The following is a 14622-nucleotide window of genomic DNA, read 5'->3' on the forward strand; positions in this document are numbered from 1 at the left end:
TTCTTGGTTCATCGAAAGCGGTCAATGCCGCTCGAGTATAGTTCCTCGGCTACCTCAAGGAGGGTCAGACTGGTCGGCCCTCCTGTGCCTGCCGTTGCATCGAGCGATCTCACGATACTAAAGCCGCGAGAATTTGGAGTGCCTTCGAGAAACCGCTCTATTTCATCGAGACAATCGGCCCAGTCTCCACGCCGACTCTCCGTCCATTGCTGTTCATCCGAAGTTGCGAGGGCTTTTCTTGCTGCCGCAATTTTCAAATAGATTGTTTCGTAGCCCGTTTTTATTTTCATGCTGCCATCGTGAACGGCTCGAGACCTGAAAGCCGGGTTCGGACCGCGACGGCCGGTATCTTGCGCGGATCCTGGTCGGCCACGGCATCGGCGATCGCGCGGATATGATCCGGCGTGGTACCGCAGCAGCCGCCGACAATATTGACCAGTCCCGCTTTCAGCCAGTCGCCGATCAGCTCCGCTGTCTCCTGAGGCATCTCGTCATATTCGCCGAGATCATTGGGCAGGCCGGCGTTGGGATAGGCCATGATCAGGCAGTCCGCTTCCTTCGCCAGCATCGCCAGATGCGGGCGCAGCTGGTCGGCGCCGAACGAGCAATTGAGACCGATGGTCAGCGGCTTGAGATGGCGAACGGCGTGCCAGAAGGCCTCGACCGTATGGCCGGACAGGTTCCGGCCCGACAGGTCGGTCAGTGTCATCGAGATCATCAGGGGTACGTCGCGGCCGCTCGCCTCGGCGGCTTCCATCGCCGCCATGCCTGCACATTTGGCATTGAGCGTGTCGAAAATCGTCTCGATCAGCAGAAAGTCGACGCCGCCGTCGATCAGCGCGTCGCACTGCTCGCGATAGACGCCTTTCAGATAATCATAGTCAATCTCGCGAAATCCCGGATCGTTGACATCGGGCGACAGCGACAGCGTCTTGTTCGTCGGGCCGATCGACCCGGCGACAAAGCGCGGTCGGCCATCCTTGGCTTCCGCCTTGTCACAGGCTGCCCGCGCGAGCTCCGCCGACTTGACGTTGAGGTCGCGGACCAGGTGCTCGCAGCCATAATCGGCCTGGCTGATCACCGTGGAGCTGAAGGTGTTGGTCTCGATGATATCGGCCCCTGCCTCGAGATAGGACATATGAATGGCTTCGATGATATCCGGCCGGGTCAGGCTGAGCAGGTCGTTGTTGCCCTTCTGGTCATCGGTCAGGTCCAGGCTGCCGCGATAATCATCTTCGCCCAGCCGGTAATTCTGGATCGCCGTGCCATAGCCGCCATCGAACACCATTATGCGTTCGCCGGCGATTTCCTGCAATTTTTCGCGCGGACTGGTCATGCCGCTTTCTCCTGACGTTGGCCGGCGGGCCGCTTGCCGAGCAAGTGGCAGATGGCGTAGCTGAGCTCGGCCCGGTTGAGGGTGTAGAAATGAAACTGGCGCACACCGCCGGCATAAAGCTTGCGGCACAGTTCCGCCGCCACCGTCGCTGCGATCAGTTGCCGGGCCGAGGGATGGTCATCCAGGCCTTCGAACAGATCGTTCATCCACGCAGGGATTTCGGCGCCGCACATGCCCGCGAACTTGCGCGTCTGGGCGACATTCGACACCGGCAGGACGCCCGGCACCAGTTCCGCATCAATACCGGCAGCGGTTGCCGCATCGCGGAACCGGAAAAAGGCTTCGGCGGTAAAGAAAAACTGCGTGATCGCCCGTGTGGCTCCGGCGTCCAGCTTGCGCTTCAGATTGTCGAGATCGGTCTGCGGACAGTCGGCTTCGGGATGGGTTTCGGGGTAGGCGGCGACCGAAATCTCGAACGGCGCGATATCGGTCAGCCCCTTCACCAGTTCCGCGGCGCTGGCATAGCCTTGCGGATGGGGTTCAAAGGCCTGGCCTTCCGTCGGCGGGTCGCCGCGCAGAGCGACAATATGGCGAACGCCCGCTTCCCAGTAGGATCGGGCCACCTCCGCGATCTCCGCCTTGCTGGCGCCGACGCAGGTCAGATGGGCGGCGGCGGGGATATCGGTTTCCCTCGCAATCCGGGCGACCGTGGCATGGGTGCGCTCGCGCGTCGTTCCGCCGGCGCCATAAGTGACCGAAACAAAGCGGGGGTTCAGCGGTTCCAGCGTCACGACGCTGTCCCAGAGGGTTTTTTCCATCTTTTCGGACTTCGGCGGAAAGAATTCGAACGAAACGTCGGCATCGCCGCTCAGCCCGGCGAACAGCGGCAGATCGAGCGCCCGCTTGGCCTCTTCCAGTTCGACGAGCCCCATTGGACGGGTGGGATTGTTCATGCTGATGCTCTCTTCAAGTTTCGGGTGCGGGATGTGATTGCGCCGGAATCGGTGTGGAGCGCAGAAATGCCAGATTTCCGGGCGACCCAGATTTTTACCGTCAGTTCGCCACCATCAAGGGTCCGGGTCTCCAGCAGCTCCAGTCGAGACGCCGCGAGCCAGTGCTCCATGCTGTCGTCGCTGAACCCGAGGCGTGCATGGGCGTGTTCGGTTCGCAAATCTTCCCGGTCATGCGCCGCAAAGTCGGCGATCAGCACGATGCCGCCCGATTTCAATACCCGCGACACTTCCAGCAACACGGCTTCCGGGTGCTGCGCGAAATGCAGCACCTGGTGCAGGATCACGCTGTCGACCGCGCCGCTGTCCAGCGGCAGGCTGTTGAAGTCGCCCTGCTTCAAATTGGTCTTCCCGACCAGGTCGGACCCGCTCGCGGTTTCGCTCTCCAGCAGTTTCGCGCGCGCCAGCCGCAGCATCTCCGGACTGTTGTCGATCGCGATGATGGAATTTGCCGATTCCCCGAACAGTTCGACCATGCGGCCCGTACCGGTGCCAATGTCCAGCATGTTGCCCAGCGGGACATCCTGCAACAGGTCGAGCATCGCTCGCTCAACTTCGGCTTCGGGAAGATGCAGCGACCGGATTGCATCCCATTCCGCTGCATGAGCCGCAAAATAGCGTTCCGCCATTTCCGCCCGGGCATTGCGAACCAGCGACAGCTGCGCCTGATCGTGCAGCGCCTGTTCGGATTTGGCGACCTTGTCGGAGCGAAAGATGCGACCCAATATCTCGAGTTCGGAAGCCGGGCCCGGTTTCAGAAAGACCCAGCTGCCCTCCTTGCGCCGTTCCGCCAGCCCGGCTTCATCGAGTATCCGGATATGCCGGGAAATGCGGGGCTGGCTCTGGTCCAGAATCTGGGCAAGCTCGCCGACAGCCAGCTCCATTTTCTGCAGCAGCAAGATGATTCGCAGCCGCGTAGGGTCAGCAAGCGCCCTGAAGATGTTCAAGATCTGGTCCATTTCGGAAGTATATATAAAGGAATCTTTATATCTGGTCAATCGGCATGATTTCGGGAACGGATTTTTCTCCTGATCGGCCGATCCGGAACCCTCCCGCTCGGCGCTCCGGCCCGGAAAACCGCCGAAAGTCGTTCGGCATTGCGTTCATTCCGGCATATCGTTAGGTTGCCCGCGGCAGATGGAGGGCTGTTGAAGACCCTGCATCCTGTCTGATTTCTGAGGATAATGAAAGAGGGTTAGCCCAATGAAGAAAATTACCACTTCGATCATCATGGCCGCCGCATTTGGCCTGGTTGCCTGTTCCGGCGTCGAGGAAACGGCATCGAGCACGGAAGAAACCGCCGCAGGCAACGAAATGACCGCGGAGGAAGCTGCGGACAACGCCATGGATGCTGCTGAAGGCAAGGCCGATGCGATGGGCGACGCAACCGTCGAGGCCACCGAAGATGCTGCGGCTGCGGTTGACGACGCTGCGGCGACCGCCGAAGAAAAGATGGACGCTGCCGAGAACGAAGCCAACTAGGCTTTTTCATCTTTAACCGGAAAAGGCTGTCTTCGGACGGCCTTTTTTATTGGGCACGGACCCAACAAGGGTTATGGAAAGGGTATGAAAAAGCTTGTCACCCTCCTGCTGTGCAGCGGTATAGCCGCTTGCGGGCCGGCACAGAATGATCCCGGCCCCGGCGGCGTCACCGTTGGCGAGGCCAAGGCGCTGGATGAAGCCGCAGAAATGCTGGACGAGCGCAACACCGCTCCGGAACAGGTCGAAAAGAGCGGCGCTGGCGCGCCCACCACCGACTGAATTCTAGCCGGGGTGATAGCGGCCGACCGCGCGTGTCACCGACTGCATCAGCCGCATTCTTTCGGGAATGGAGGCGGTGGTGTCGCCCAGCATGACGACCACGGCATAGCGGGTGCCGTCTGGCGCGGTCATGATTCCGATATCGTTATAGCCCGTTGCGGTGGCGCCAAGGACCTGTCCGGTCCCGGTCTTGTGCAGGAATTCCCAACCCGCCGGTACGCCCGCCTTCAGCCGGTTCGGGCCGCTGCGGGTGCGCTTCAGTATCGACTGGAGCAACTGGGTCGAATTTTCCGAAAGCAGCTCTCCGCGGGCCAGCTTGTCGAGCGCGCGGACAATCGCAAGCGGGCTGGCTCCGTCGACCGGATCGGCCAGATAGGCCTCCAGTGATTGCCGTCGCTGCTCCACGGGGATTTTTGCCCGTTCGGCATAAAATGTGCGCCGATAGGAGAGATTCTGGCGCCATTCCATCCCCGCGATGCCGCTCTGCAGCAGCCGCTCGCCGGGACCGAAGCGGATCTTTCCGAGGTCATTTTTCGCGATGAACCGGCGCACCGCGTCGGGGCCGCCGGCATGACGAAGCAGGGCGTCATTGGCGGTATTGTCGCTGCTGGCCAGCGCCTTTTCCAGCAGGGTATAGACGCTTTTGACCACCGCGCCCTCGCGTTCCACTTCCTCGGCCATCGGCTGGTAAAATACGGTCAGATCGTCCCTGGTGATCCGGATCGAATCCGAAAGCGATGCGCGTCCGCGGTCGATCTCGTCGAGCATGGTCATCGCGACCCACAGCTTGGAGACGCTTTGCTGCGGGAAATATTCGTCCTCGCGGTGGCCAAATTCCCATTTGCCATCGATGCGCTTGATCGCAATTCCGGTCTTTCCCGGAAATGTGCGCCACAAATCTTCGATCTCGCGGACTAGTGCGGGATTGGGCTGCTCCCTTGTAACGGCCGGACGGGTGGGAGTCGACGGTGCGGGGTTCTGATATACTAGGGGCGGCAAGCCCGGTGGCTGGCTGGGCGGGGGTCTGGACGCGGATACGCACGCGGTCAGGGCGACGGAAAGCATCACCACGCCGATATGCTGAAAATATTTCATGCCTGGTCGCCCACCTGTTTCTCTCATGTTCATGGATCCTTGTAACTGAGCGTTTCTTTGTGAACAGGGGCAGAACCGCCGATTGCGACGAACGATTCTCCATCTGCGACCAAATGCTTGGCCCTGGCCCGGCTATTGATCGAGGCGGCTGACGGAATCCTGGTTGCCGGCAACGAAATTGAACCGGCGGGTGAGCCGATAGTCGAGCGTATTGACCAGAAAATAGGACAGCGCCCAGCGCAGCCGGCTGAGTATCGACCGGCGGGACTTGTGCAATTCGGGCGTGATGGCTTCCGTTTTCTGTTGCAATAGGTCGACCAGTCCGCGCGCATGATCGGCAAATGCGGCGTCGTCGATCCGCACCATCATTTCGACGTTGATGAACAGGCTGCGCAGATCAAAATTGGCCGATCCGATATAGACGGCGTCATCGACGATCACCAATTTGGTGTGGAGCCGACGGGGCTGGAACTCGAATATCCTGGCGTTTCGCTTCAGCAGATATCCGTACAACAGCCTGCTGGCGCCGATCGTCGCGACATTGTCGGTCTTTCCAGCCAGTATCAGCCGGCTGTCGCCACCGCGCTTGGACAGACCCCCCATGCGCCGCAACAGCCCCTGGCCGGGCGAAAAATAGGCGGTGACCAGGTCCAGCCGGCTGCCGCTTTCCAGATCCTTCTTGATCGCCGATGCCCAGCGGCTCATGCGGTTGCTCGGCCCCCCGAGCAGCCACTGAAACGGACCATTACCCGCATCCCACTCACGCACCAGCTTGCGCAGCGAGCGCATGTTGCCGTTGTTGCGATACACCCAGTCGGACAGACGCTGATAGTAGCGCGCCAGATTTGCGACCTCCGGACCTTCCATCACCAGACCGAGATCCTCCCAGCTGTCGTCGGCCAGCGGATCATCCTCGTCCTGTGACTGCATGTCGAAATAGGCGTCGGCGATGTTAAAGCCGCCAATCAGGGCGCACTGGTCGTCGGCGATCACCATTTTCTGGTGATTGCGGACAAAATAGCTGGTCGAAAAGCGGGGGCTGAATATCTTGAACTTCCCGCCCGCGTCGACGAGCGGATCAAAGAACTTGCGGGGCGCACCGTTGGACCCGAAGCTGTCGACCATCATTTCCACCGCAACCCCGCGCTCGCAGGCTGCGACCAGCTTGTCGAGAATCATCCGGCCGATGCGGTCATCCTCGAACATGTAGAAGAACAGCTTGAGGCTTGTCGTCGCCCCTTCCAGGGTGTCCACCAGGGCTGAACGGCGGTCTGCCGGCTCGCGGACGAGCCGCAACCGGTTGTCGCCAACTGCAATCCATTGCGGAACATCGGGTCGTGATCGCGGTGCGCGCGCATTGGTGCTTTTCATGGTTCGGGGCATAGATTATCATCGGCAAACCGACAAACCCTTAGATTGGTGGCCCGGCGGCAGCGCGCGCGGTTTTGTTGACAAATCCTGCCTGCCGTCCTAAATGACAGGCTCTTTCCCAAAGTTTGCAGAATCAGGAGCGCCTTATGGCTCGCGTTACGGTTGAAGATTGCGTCGATAAAGTCACAAACCGGTTTGATCTGGTGTTGTTTGCCGCGCAGCGTGCCCGCGAAATTTCCGGTGGCGCAGAGCTGACCGTTGATCGCGACCGCGATAAAAACCCGGTCGTCGCGCTTCGCGAGATCGCGGAAGAAACAGTCAAGCCGAATGACCTGGAAGAAAGCCTGGTGCAGTCGCTGCAGAAGGTCCTCATCGATGACGATGACACGCCGGATGAAATCGGTTCGATCAGCCAGTCGGCAGAGGCGCTTCGCCTCACCGCAGCCGCACCGCCGCGCAGCGCCGGTGTCGCCGGGGACTACGGCCGCCGCTAGACGGCAGGCACCACTCTCTACCGAGACAAAAGAAAAAGGCCGCCGGGATCAATCCCGAGCGGCCTTTTCTTTTACTTCCTTGGGGCAATCGCCTCTGACTCAGGCGCCCTGCGGCTTGGGATCGGTGAACGGGCCCTTCTTCTTACGGCCCGCCTTCGGAATGGACGCGCCGATCGTCGGCACCGCCGCCGGCTTGACGACGCCGCCGTCCGGCCGGTGGAACTTGCCGTTCTTGACCAGTTCGTCGATTTCCTCACCCGACAGCGTCTCATATTCTAGCAGCGCATTGGCCAGGGCGTGCAGCTGGTCATTATGCTTGGTCAGCAAGTGCTTCGCGCGGGCATAGCTGTCGTCGATCAGCTTGCGGATTTCGACGTCGATCTTCTTCGCGGTCTCGTCGGACATGTGGACCCGCTGGGACTGCGAATAGCCGAGGAAGGTCTCGCCCTGTTCCTCTTCATATTGCAGCGGCCCCATCTCGTCCGACATGCCCCACTGGGTGACCATGTCGCGGGCCAGCTTGGTCGCGTACTGGATGTCGCTGGACGCACCTGAGGAGACCTTGTCATAGCCGAAGATGATTTCCTCGGCGACGCGGCCGCCCATCGAGACCGCCAGATTGGCGTGCATCTTGTCGCGGTGATAGCTGTAATTGTCCCGCTCGGGCAGGCGCATGACCATGCCGAGAGCGCGGCCGCGCGGAATGATCGTTGCCTTGTGGATCGGATCGGATGCCTCTTCGTGGACCGAAACGATCGCGTGGCCAGCCTCGTGATAGGCGGTCATCTTCTTCTCGTCGTCGGTCATCACCATCGACTTGCGCTCGGTGCCCATCATGACCTTGTCCTTGGCATCCTCGAACTCGCTCATCGCGACCATCCGCTTGCCGCGGCGAGCCGCCATCAGCGCGGCCTCGTTGACCAGGTTGGCAAGATCGGCGCCGGAAAAGCCGGGCGTGCCGCGGGCAATCGTGCGCGCGTCGACATCGGGGGCCAGCGGCACCTTCTTCATGTGCACGGCCAGGATCTTCTCGCGGCCCTCGATATCGGGGCGGGGAACAACGACCTGGCGGTCAAACCGGCCCGGACGCAGCAGGGCAGGGTCGAGCACGTCGGGACGGTTGGTCGCGGCGATGATGATGATGCCTTCATTGGCCTCGAAACCGTCCATCTCGACCAGCAACTGGTTCAGCGTCTGCTCGCGCTCGTCATTGCCGTTGCCGAGACCGGCACCGCGATGGCGACCGACCGCATCGATTTCGTCGATGAAGACGATGCACGGCGCGTTCTTCTTCGCCTGTTCGAACATGTCGCGGACGCGGCTGGCGCCGACGCCGACAAACATTTCGACAAAGTCGGAACCGGAGATGGAGAAAAACGGCACGCCCGCTTCACCCGCAATCGCGCGGGCGAGCAGCGTCTTGCCGGTACCAGGCGAGCCGACCAGCAGCGCGCCCTTCGGTATCTGGCCGCCCAGCTTGGCAAAGCGACCGGGGTTTTTGAGGAATTCGACAATCTCTTCCAGCTCTTCGCGGGCTTCGTCGATGCCGGCGACATCCTGAAAGGTGACCTTGCCCTGCTTTTCGGTGAGCAGCTTGGCCTTCGACTTGCCAAATCCCATGGCGCCGGAGCCGCTGCCCTTCTGCATCTGGCGCAGCACGAAAAAGGCGATGCCGAGGATGAGCAGGAAGGGAAGCGACTGGACCAGGATGATCTGCCAGATGCTCGCCTGTTCCTGTGCCTTGCCGCTATATTCTACGCCCTTTTCATCGAGCAGGGTGACCAGCGACGGATCGCTGCCGACCGGGGTGGTGGTGAACATGTCGCCGTTGGTCAGCTCGCCGGTGATCTTGTCGGGGGCGATGGCCACGCTTTTCACGCTGCCTTCTTCGACCTTGTTGCGGAACGAGGAGTAGCTGATCCCGGTTCCGGCATCGGAAGCGGCGCCGGCACCGAACATCGACACGGTCAGCAGCAGGGCGACGATGATGCCGGCCCAGATGAACATGCTCTTCATCCAGGGATTTTCTTTGGGATCCTGTTCGTCATTCATCGCGCGTCTGTCCTGTCATCATGGTCGCTGCGGATGACCGGCATCTCGCTGCGATTTTATCAGTCCTCTCAAGATAGTCCTTTTGCCGCGGATGACAATATACAGGCCGATGTTTTTCCCGATCACAGTTATCGGCGGCTACCCCGGGCCCGGGCCGGCAAAATTCAGCTGTGCCGCCGCTTCGGGGCCATTTGAAAGCGCCAGGTTTCGCCGCCTCGGCACAATATGTCGCCCAGGGTGACGGTCTCGCCCCGTTCCAGCGCGATGATCGTCTGGTCGATCTGGTTGCCGCGCGGCGAAAGGGCGGGCTCGCAGACATGCAGGCATTTGAGCAGCAAGCGCCGCTGGATCTCGGCGGGAAATTCGCTTCGCAGAAGCGTGCAGCCGGTCTCGGACACCGCGATATGGTCCGCGGCCAGCCGCTCGACCATCCATTCGATCGCCTCGCGCGCCGCACCCAGCGCAGCGGCACTCTGGCTGGCGAGCCTCGTGTCGAACCCTTCCAGATCCTCCAGCGCGTTGCGCACCCGGACCCGGTCAAAGCCCTGATCGCGGTTGGACGGATCGTCCACCGCATCCAGGCCGCGCCGCGCGACGAAGGTTTCCAGTTCGCTCTTGCGGAAATGCAGCAGCGGCCGCACGATATTCGTCCGTCTTTCCCGAATGCCCGACATCCCGTCGATACCGCTGCCCCGCAGGATGCGCATGATCATCGTTTCCAGCTGGTCGTCGGCGTGGTGCGCGGTTGCCAGCCACCGAATGTCATTCTCCTTCATCCAGCCCGCCAGCAAGGCATAGCGGGCGCGTCTTGCCGCGCTCTGGATGCTGCCGCGGATCGGAACCCCGGGGCGCAGGATCTGGTGGGGAACGCCGTGCTCGCGGCACAGCGCAGCGACAAATTCCGCTTCTTGCCGGGCGGCCGGGCGCAAGCCGTGGTCAACCGTTGCAGCGGCGATCCGCCCGGGGCAGGCGTTGATGGCGAGGAGGAGCAGGGCAAGGCTGTCCGGACCGCCGGAAACGGCCAGGCCCAGTGTCTGGTCCTTCGATTGCAGGTCGGGAACCAGCCGATCAAGCGCCTCCGCAAATCTGCTATCGAGCGAGGCGGCCTGGTCTTCCATGATCTATTTGCAGTTGGCGGCAGCCTTCGCCGATGTAACGCGGTCGGCAAGGCGGCCACTGGCGACATCCGGATAGACGTCCTGCATCTCGGCAAGCACGCGGCAAGCGTCATCCTTCTTGCCGAGCTGCACCAGCGCCGTACTCAGAAAATAGAGGCTGTCCGGCGCGCGATCGCCGCGCGGCCTTTTCTGGTAATTTTCATAGAGGGCGACCGAGGCCAGCGCCGGCTTGCCATCGTCGATATAGGCGCGGCCCAGCAGATTCTGCGCAAAGCTGGCGCGCGGATGGCCCGGGTGATCGGCGACCATTTTCTTGAGCTGTGCCTGCGCCTCGGGATAGAATTTGGCGTCCCAGAGCCGATATCCGTAAATATAGGAATCTTCCGCGGCATCGCCGGTTTCCGGCATGACGATCGCCGCGACCGCGGCGACCCGCTCGGGGTCTGGCGCGGCGGCCGACGGGGCCGGTTGCGCCGGTTTCGGCGTGGTCGTCGCCACTGGACCGGCGCCCGCAACGGCACCACCTGCGGTGGCCGCTTCAGCGGCGGCCAGCCGGTCTTCCAGCTTTCTCAGGCGAAAACCATTTTCCTCGACCTGGCCGGTGAGGTTCGCCAGGCTGGCCTCCAGCGCATCGACGCGGGAAATCAGGTCGCTGACAGCCGAGGTGGTGATGGATGTCGCCGGCGATGCGGGACCGGTCGGCGCGCTTATCTCTGGCTCGAAATAACGCGACGAACCACCAGGGAACACCTTGCGCTGAACCGCGCGCAGTTCCTGTTCGAGCCGATCCACCCGCTGGTCCACATTTCCGCTCTGGGCCGAAACCGGCATGCTGAAAAGCAAGCCGGTGAGCAGGACTGTCTTACCCAATATGTTCATCAAGGCCTCCGCTGATTTCTCGTATGTTAACCATATACCGGTCTGAAAGGTAAAGACAATTATATCAGCGAATAGGCCAAAACCCGCTGCCCTGCAGCATCGGTTTCAGACCGGGAAATGCCTTATTCAGATGACAAATCCGCCGCCGGATTGCTCTCGCTTTCCCGGGCGAGCAGCGCTTTCGCGCTAACCCCGACATCCTTGATGGTCCGCTCGGCGGTCCCCAGTTGCGGCACGACCTGGCCATCGATGGTCACGGTCAGCGCGTCGGGGCGTCCGGTCAGGATCTGCGGATCATTCGCATCCGCGGGCACCGTGAACGTGTCCCCCGGGGCCATTTCATTCTCGAACAGCCGTTCGCCCTCCGCGTCGTAGATTTTCATCCACACCGGCTCGGTCGCTGTCAGCACCACGGTGCCTTCGCTCGATGGGGCAGCGGTGCCGGCCACCGGATTCTGGCTTTCGGGGGTTCCGCCTGCCGGTTCGACCGCAGCCGCGGTTTCACCATCAGCCATTGGCGCAATGTCGCTCGGATTGAGGATCAGCGTTCGCCATATCAGATATCCGACCAATACCAGCACGCCAATGCCGGCCGCTGTCCAGGCGAGATAGGAAGGCGGGACGCTGGATCGGCTGGCGGGTGCATATCCGCTCGATTCCGGTTCATAGGCGCCGTGACCCTGTTCATCCATCTCCGCGCGCAGCTGCGTGCCGATCGACGCATCGACCAGGCCGACGCTGCGGGCATAGGATTTGGCGAAGCCGATCGCATAGGTCCGGCCGGGCAGGGCATCGAAATCGCCGCTTTCGATCGAAGCCAGATGACGGTGCGGAATTCGGGTTTTTTTGGCAATATCTTCCAGCGAAAGGTTCTTCTGCTCACGCGCGCGGCGCAACAATTCACCGGTACTGCGTAGATTTGGCTCTACGTTCTCGTCGTCATTGGTATCTTCGGCCACTCAATACTCCCTTGGCCGGATCAGTTTGCGACCCTTTTCGCACTCCCCGGATATTGCTAGGAAAAAAGCCAGTTTGGGCGGCAAAAGTCAATGCCTATCATGGCTCTGTTACCCGATTTTTCGTTTTTCGTCCATTCGGCGAAAATTCCGGCGGTGGATCAGCAGGCACCCGATCAGTCGAGATCGATAGCCTGCTGCTGGGCCCATTGCTCGAGACGCGCGCGCGGTTCAGCCGGTGCTTCTCTCAAAATGGTATCGATTTCGAGCTGGGCCTGCCCCAGGTCAAGCGACCGGACCATTGCCTTGATCGGTCCGACGGAAGCGGGAGTGATCGACAGGCTGCGAATGCCCAGCCCGAGCAGCGCCAGCGCATCAAGGGGCCGGCCGCCCATTTCCCCGCAAACCCCCAGGGGAATCTCGAACCGCGCGGCATTGTCGGCGGCCCGTCGCAAAAATCGCAGGATGGCGGGGCTCATCCAGTCGAAACGCTCGGCCAGTTTCGGGTTGCTGCGGTCTGCGGCAAACAGGAACTGGGTCAGGTCATTGGTGCCGATCGACAGAAAATCGAGCCGGTCGGCCATCAGGTCCAGACATTCGGCCAGCGCCGGAACCTCGAGCATCGCCCCATAGCGGATCTGCGACGGCAAGCGCTTCTTCTGGGTCGCCAGATAGGCGCGCTGGCCTTCGAACACCGCTCGCGCCTGATCGAACTCCCAGGGCTCCGCGACCATCGGGAACATGACGTTGAGTTTTCGGCCCGCCGCTGCCTCGATCAGCGCCCGGGCCTGAACCTTCATCAGCGCATCGCGCTCCAGGCCAATGCGGATCGCTCGCCAGCCCATCGCCGGATTGTCTTCCTTCGCATCGCTCGTCTGGAAATAGGGCAGCGGCTTGTCGCCGCCGATATCGATCGTGCGGAAGATCACCGGCTTGTCGCCGGCCGCATCCAGCACGTCGCGATAGAAGCGGGTCTGCCCCGCCCGGCCCGGCATGGTCGCCGCGACCAGGAACTGAAATTCTGTGCGGAACAGCCCGATGCCGTCCGCACCGGTGAGGTTGAGCAGGGCGAGGTCGTCCCGCAGGCCGGCATTGATATTGACGGTGATCCGCACGCCATCCTTGGTGATCGCCTCCTTGTCCCGCAATTCGGAATAGGCAGCGCGCTTTTTCTGGCTGAGCTCCAGCTGCGCGTCGAAGGCTTCCTCGACCGAGGGGCCCGGCCGCACAAACACGACATTGTCGTCGACGTTGAGCAGCAGATGGTCGTCTTCCCGCACCACCTGCCGGATATTCTTGACCTGTCCGAGGATCGGAATGCCCATCGCCCGCGCGATGATCGTCACATGCGCGGTCAGCGATCCCTCTTCGAGAACAACGCCCTTCAGTCTGCGCCGGTCATATTCGAGCAGCTCGGCCGGGCCGAGATTGCGGGCAATCAGGATCGTGTCCTGGCGCAGACCCATTTTTGCCGCCGTCCCCATCTGCCCGGACACGATGCGCAGCAGGCGGTTGGCGAGATCCTCCAGATCGTGCATCCGTTCGGCCAGCAGCGGATCGTCAATCTGCCGCATCCGCATCCTTGTATGCTGCTGGACCCTCTCGATCGCCGCTTCCGCGGTCAGGCCGCTGTCGATCGCTTCGTTGATGCGGCGGCTCCAGCCTTCGTCATAAGCGAACATCTTGTAGGTCTGCAGGACTTCCTCATGCTCGCCGCCGACCCCGAATTCCGCCTGGCTGGTCATCTGGTCGATCTGCGCCCGCATCTTGTCGAAGGCCGAATAGACGCGGTGCCGCTCGGCCTCGGTGTCCTCGGCCACGGTATGCTCGATCTTGACCCGGGGCTGATGGAAGACGGCGTGACCGCTGGCCTTGCCCTTGACCAGTTGCAGTCCGCTCAGGCGGTTGGCGCCATTGTCGAGGGATGCCGCCTCTTCCGCGACATTGTCGTCCACGAATTCGGCGCTGCTGATCAGTTCGGAGAGCACCATCGCCGCGGTTTGAAACGCCTCGATTTCCACTTCGGAATAGCGACGCGGTTCGACATGCTGGGCGCACAGCACCCCGATCGCCTGCTGGTTGCGAATGATCGGCACCCCGGCAAAGCTGTGAAATTTCTCCTCGCCGGTTTCCGGTCGGTACTGGAAATCAGGATGGCTGGCCGCTTCGTCGAGATTGAGCGTCTCGACATTCTTGGCGATATAGCCGGTCAGCCCTTCGCCCATGGCCAGCTTGGTGACGTGCACCGCTTCGGCATTGAGGCCGCGGGTGGCGAACAGTTCGAGCACGCCCTCGCGGCGCAGATATATGGAACAGACCTCGCTGCTGACCGCATCGGCGATCGTGTCGACAACCTTGTTCAGCTTCGTCTGGGCGTTGCCGCGCGACGCCATGATCGATCGCAGACCGGTCAGGATGTTGCGCGCGGTGCTGGTACTCGAAGGTTCTGTTGTTGGCATGATGTCCGCTTAGCAGAAAGGCTATGATAGCGCGATATTGAAAACCGCACGTCGGCTAAAACGGACGTCATCGCCGCCCGGCCGGCCGGGG

At 61.6% G+C, this 14622-nt stretch carries 14 protein-coding genes; 3 read left to right on the top strand and 11 right to left on the bottom strand.

The window, feature by feature from the left end; genetic code table 11:
* Positions 1 to 8: 8 nt before the first annotated feature.
* The 4 genes from V7650_RS13515 to V7650_RS13530 are packed head-to-tail and all read right to left on the bottom strand — an operon-like array spanning position 9 to position 3305.
* Positions 9 to 290 (bottom strand): hypothetical protein, encoded by a 282-nt coding sequence (locus tag V7650_RS13515; RefSeq protein WP_335656757.1) that lies wholly within the window; start codon positions 288 to 290, stop codon positions 9 to 11.
* A complete protein-coding gene (locus tag V7650_RS13520) occupies positions 287 to 1336 on the bottom strand; it encodes a homocysteine S-methyltransferase family protein (RefSeq protein ID WP_335656758.1) in 1050 nt (349 codons plus the stop codon). The genes V7650_RS13515 and V7650_RS13520 overlap by 4 nt, the downstream gene beginning before the upstream one ends.
* Entirely contained in the window at positions 1333 to 2289 is a 957-nt protein-coding gene (gene metF, locus V7650_RS13525) for a methylenetetrahydrofolate reductase [NAD(P)H] (RefSeq protein ID WP_335656759.1), read from the bottom strand. Before metF ends, V7650_RS13520 begins: the two co-directional genes overlap by 4 nt.
* Positions 2286 to 3305, bottom strand: a complete 1020-nt coding sequence (locus V7650_RS13530; protein ID WP_335656760.1) for an ArsR/SmtB family transcription factor — start codon at positions 3303 to 3305, stop codon at positions 2286 to 2288. Before V7650_RS13530 ends, metF begins: the two co-directional genes overlap by 4 nt.
* Positions 3306 to 3549: 244 nt before the next feature.
* Between V7650_RS13530 and V7650_RS13535 the strand changes: the two genes are divergently transcribed.
* Positions 3550 to 3828: a hypothetical protein gene (locus V7650_RS13535; protein ID WP_335656761.1), complete on the top strand. Its 279-nt coding sequence runs from the start codon at positions 3550 to 3552 to the stop codon at positions 3826 to 3828.
* Between the two features lie 84 nt (positions 3829 to 3912).
* Entirely contained in the window at positions 3913 to 4107 is a 195-nt protein-coding gene (locus tag V7650_RS13540; protein WP_335656762.1) for a hypothetical protein, read from the top strand.
* Positions 4108 to 4110: 3 nt separating this feature from the next.
* On the opposite strand, the gene V7650_RS13545 is transcribed toward V7650_RS13540, so the two are convergent.
* Together V7650_RS13545 and V7650_RS13550 are read right to left on the bottom strand one after the other, a co-directional pair.
* The gene (locus V7650_RS13545) at positions 4111 to 5202 is read right to left on the bottom strand and encodes a serine hydrolase (RefSeq protein ID WP_335656763.1); all 1092 of its coding nucleotides are present in this window, start codon (positions 5200 to 5202) and stop codon (positions 4111 to 4113) included.
* Between the two features lie 132 nt (positions 5203 to 5334).
* Entirely contained in the window at positions 5335 to 6573 is a 1239-nt protein-coding gene (locus V7650_RS13550; protein ID WP_335656764.1) for a phospholipase D-like domain-containing protein, read from the bottom strand.
* Between the two features lie 146 nt (positions 6574 to 6719).
* Here V7650_RS13550 and rpoZ point away from each other — a divergent pair, with 146 nt between their 5' ends.
* Positions 6720 to 7067 carry a DNA-directed RNA polymerase subunit omega gene (gene rpoZ / locus V7650_RS13555; protein WP_335656765.1) on the top strand — a complete coding sequence of 116 codons (348 nt, stop codon included), beginning with the start codon at positions 6720 to 6722 and terminating at the stop codon, positions 7065 to 7067.
* A 99-nt stretch (positions 7068 to 7166) separates the two neighbouring features.
* Here the strand turns inward: rpoZ and ftsH are convergent, their stop codons facing one another.
* From ftsH to ptsP, 5 genes are all read right to left on the bottom strand, one after another.
* Positions 7167 to 9119 carry an ATP-dependent zinc metalloprotease FtsH gene (ftsH, locus tag V7650_RS13560; RefSeq protein ID WP_335656766.1) on the bottom strand — a complete coding sequence of 651 codons (1953 nt, stop codon included), beginning with the start codon at positions 9117 to 9119 and terminating at the stop codon, positions 7167 to 7169.
* 164 nt (positions 9120 to 9283) lie between these two features.
* Positions 9284 to 10237 carry a tRNA lysidine(34) synthetase TilS gene (tilS, locus tag V7650_RS13565; RefSeq protein WP_335656767.1) on the bottom strand — a complete coding sequence of 318 codons (954 nt, stop codon included), beginning with the start codon at positions 10235 to 10237 and terminating at the stop codon, positions 9284 to 9286.
* A gap of 3 nt (positions 10238 to 10240) precedes the next feature.
* Positions 10241 to 11116 carry a hypothetical protein gene (locus V7650_RS13570; protein WP_335656768.1) on the bottom strand — a complete coding sequence of 292 codons (876 nt, stop codon included), beginning with the start codon at positions 11114 to 11116 and terminating at the stop codon, positions 10241 to 10243.
* Between the two features lie 122 nt (positions 11117 to 11238).
* A complete protein-coding gene (locus tag V7650_RS13575; RefSeq protein WP_335656769.1) occupies positions 11239 to 12075 on the bottom strand; it encodes a helix-turn-helix domain-containing protein in 837 nt (278 codons plus the stop codon).
* A 173-nt stretch (positions 12076 to 12248) separates the two neighbouring features.
* Positions 12249 to 14531 (bottom strand): phosphoenolpyruvate--protein phosphotransferase, encoded by a 2283-nt coding sequence (gene ptsP / locus V7650_RS13580; RefSeq protein WP_335656770.1) that lies wholly within the window; start codon positions 14529 to 14531, stop codon positions 12249 to 12251.
* Positions 14532 to 14622: the final 91 nt, after the last annotated feature.

Origin of the sequence: Parasphingorhabdus sp., from assembly GCF_036964565.1 — a bacterium.
Taxonomy (GTDB): Bacteria; Pseudomonadota; Alphaproteobacteria; order Sphingomonadales; family Sphingomonadaceae; genus Parasphingorhabdus.

Excerpts from the sequence above, each read along its gene's own strand:
- V7650_RS13570 (WP_335656768.1), bottom strand. The coding sequence starts at position 11,116 with ATGAACATATTGGGTAAGACAGTCCTGCTCACCGGCTTGCTTTTCAGC.
- V7650_RS13535 (WP_335656761.1), top strand. The coding sequence starts at position 3,550 with ATGAAGAAAATTACCACTTCGATCATCATGGCCGCCGCATTTGGCCTG.
- V7650_RS13520 (WP_335656758.1), bottom strand. The coding sequence starts at position 1,336 with ATGACCAGTCCGCGCGAAAAATTGCAGGAAATCGCCGGCGAACGCATA.
- V7650_RS13530 (WP_335656760.1), bottom strand. The coding sequence starts at position 3,305 with ATGGACCAGATCTTGAACATCTTCAGGGCGCTTGCTGACCCTACGCGG.
- V7650_RS13550 (WP_335656764.1), bottom strand. The coding sequence starts at position 6,573 with ATGAAAAGCACCAATGCGCGCGCACCGCGATCACGACCCGATGTTCCG.
- rpoZ (WP_335656765.1), top strand. The coding sequence starts at position 6,720 with ATGGCTCGCGTTACGGTTGAAGATTGCGTCGATAAAGTCACAAACCGG.
- V7650_RS13545 (WP_335656763.1), bottom strand. The coding sequence starts at position 5,202 with ATGAAATATTTTCAGCATATCGGCGTGGTGATGCTTTCCGTCGCCCTG.
- tilS (WP_335656767.1), bottom strand. The coding sequence starts at position 10,237 with ATGGAAGACCAGGCCGCCTCGCTCGATAGCAGATTTGCGGAGGCGCTT.
- metF (WP_335656759.1), bottom strand. The coding sequence starts at position 2,289 with ATGAACAATCCCACCCGTCCAATGGGGCTCGTCGAACTGGAAGAGGCC.
- V7650_RS13540 (WP_335656762.1), top strand. The coding sequence starts at position 3,913 with ATGAAAAAGCTTGTCACCCTCCTGCTGTGCAGCGGTATAGCCGCTTGC.
- V7650_RS13515 (WP_335656757.1), bottom strand. The coding sequence starts at position 290 with ATGAAAATAAAAACGGGCTACGAAACAATCTATTTGAAAATTGCGGCA.
- ptsP (WP_335656770.1), bottom strand. The coding sequence starts at position 14,531 with ATGCCAACAACAGAACCTTCGAGTACCAGCACCGCGCGCAACATCCTG.
- ftsH (WP_335656766.1), bottom strand. The coding sequence starts at position 9,119 with ATGAATGACGAACAGGATCCCAAAGAAAATCCCTGGATGAAGAGCATG.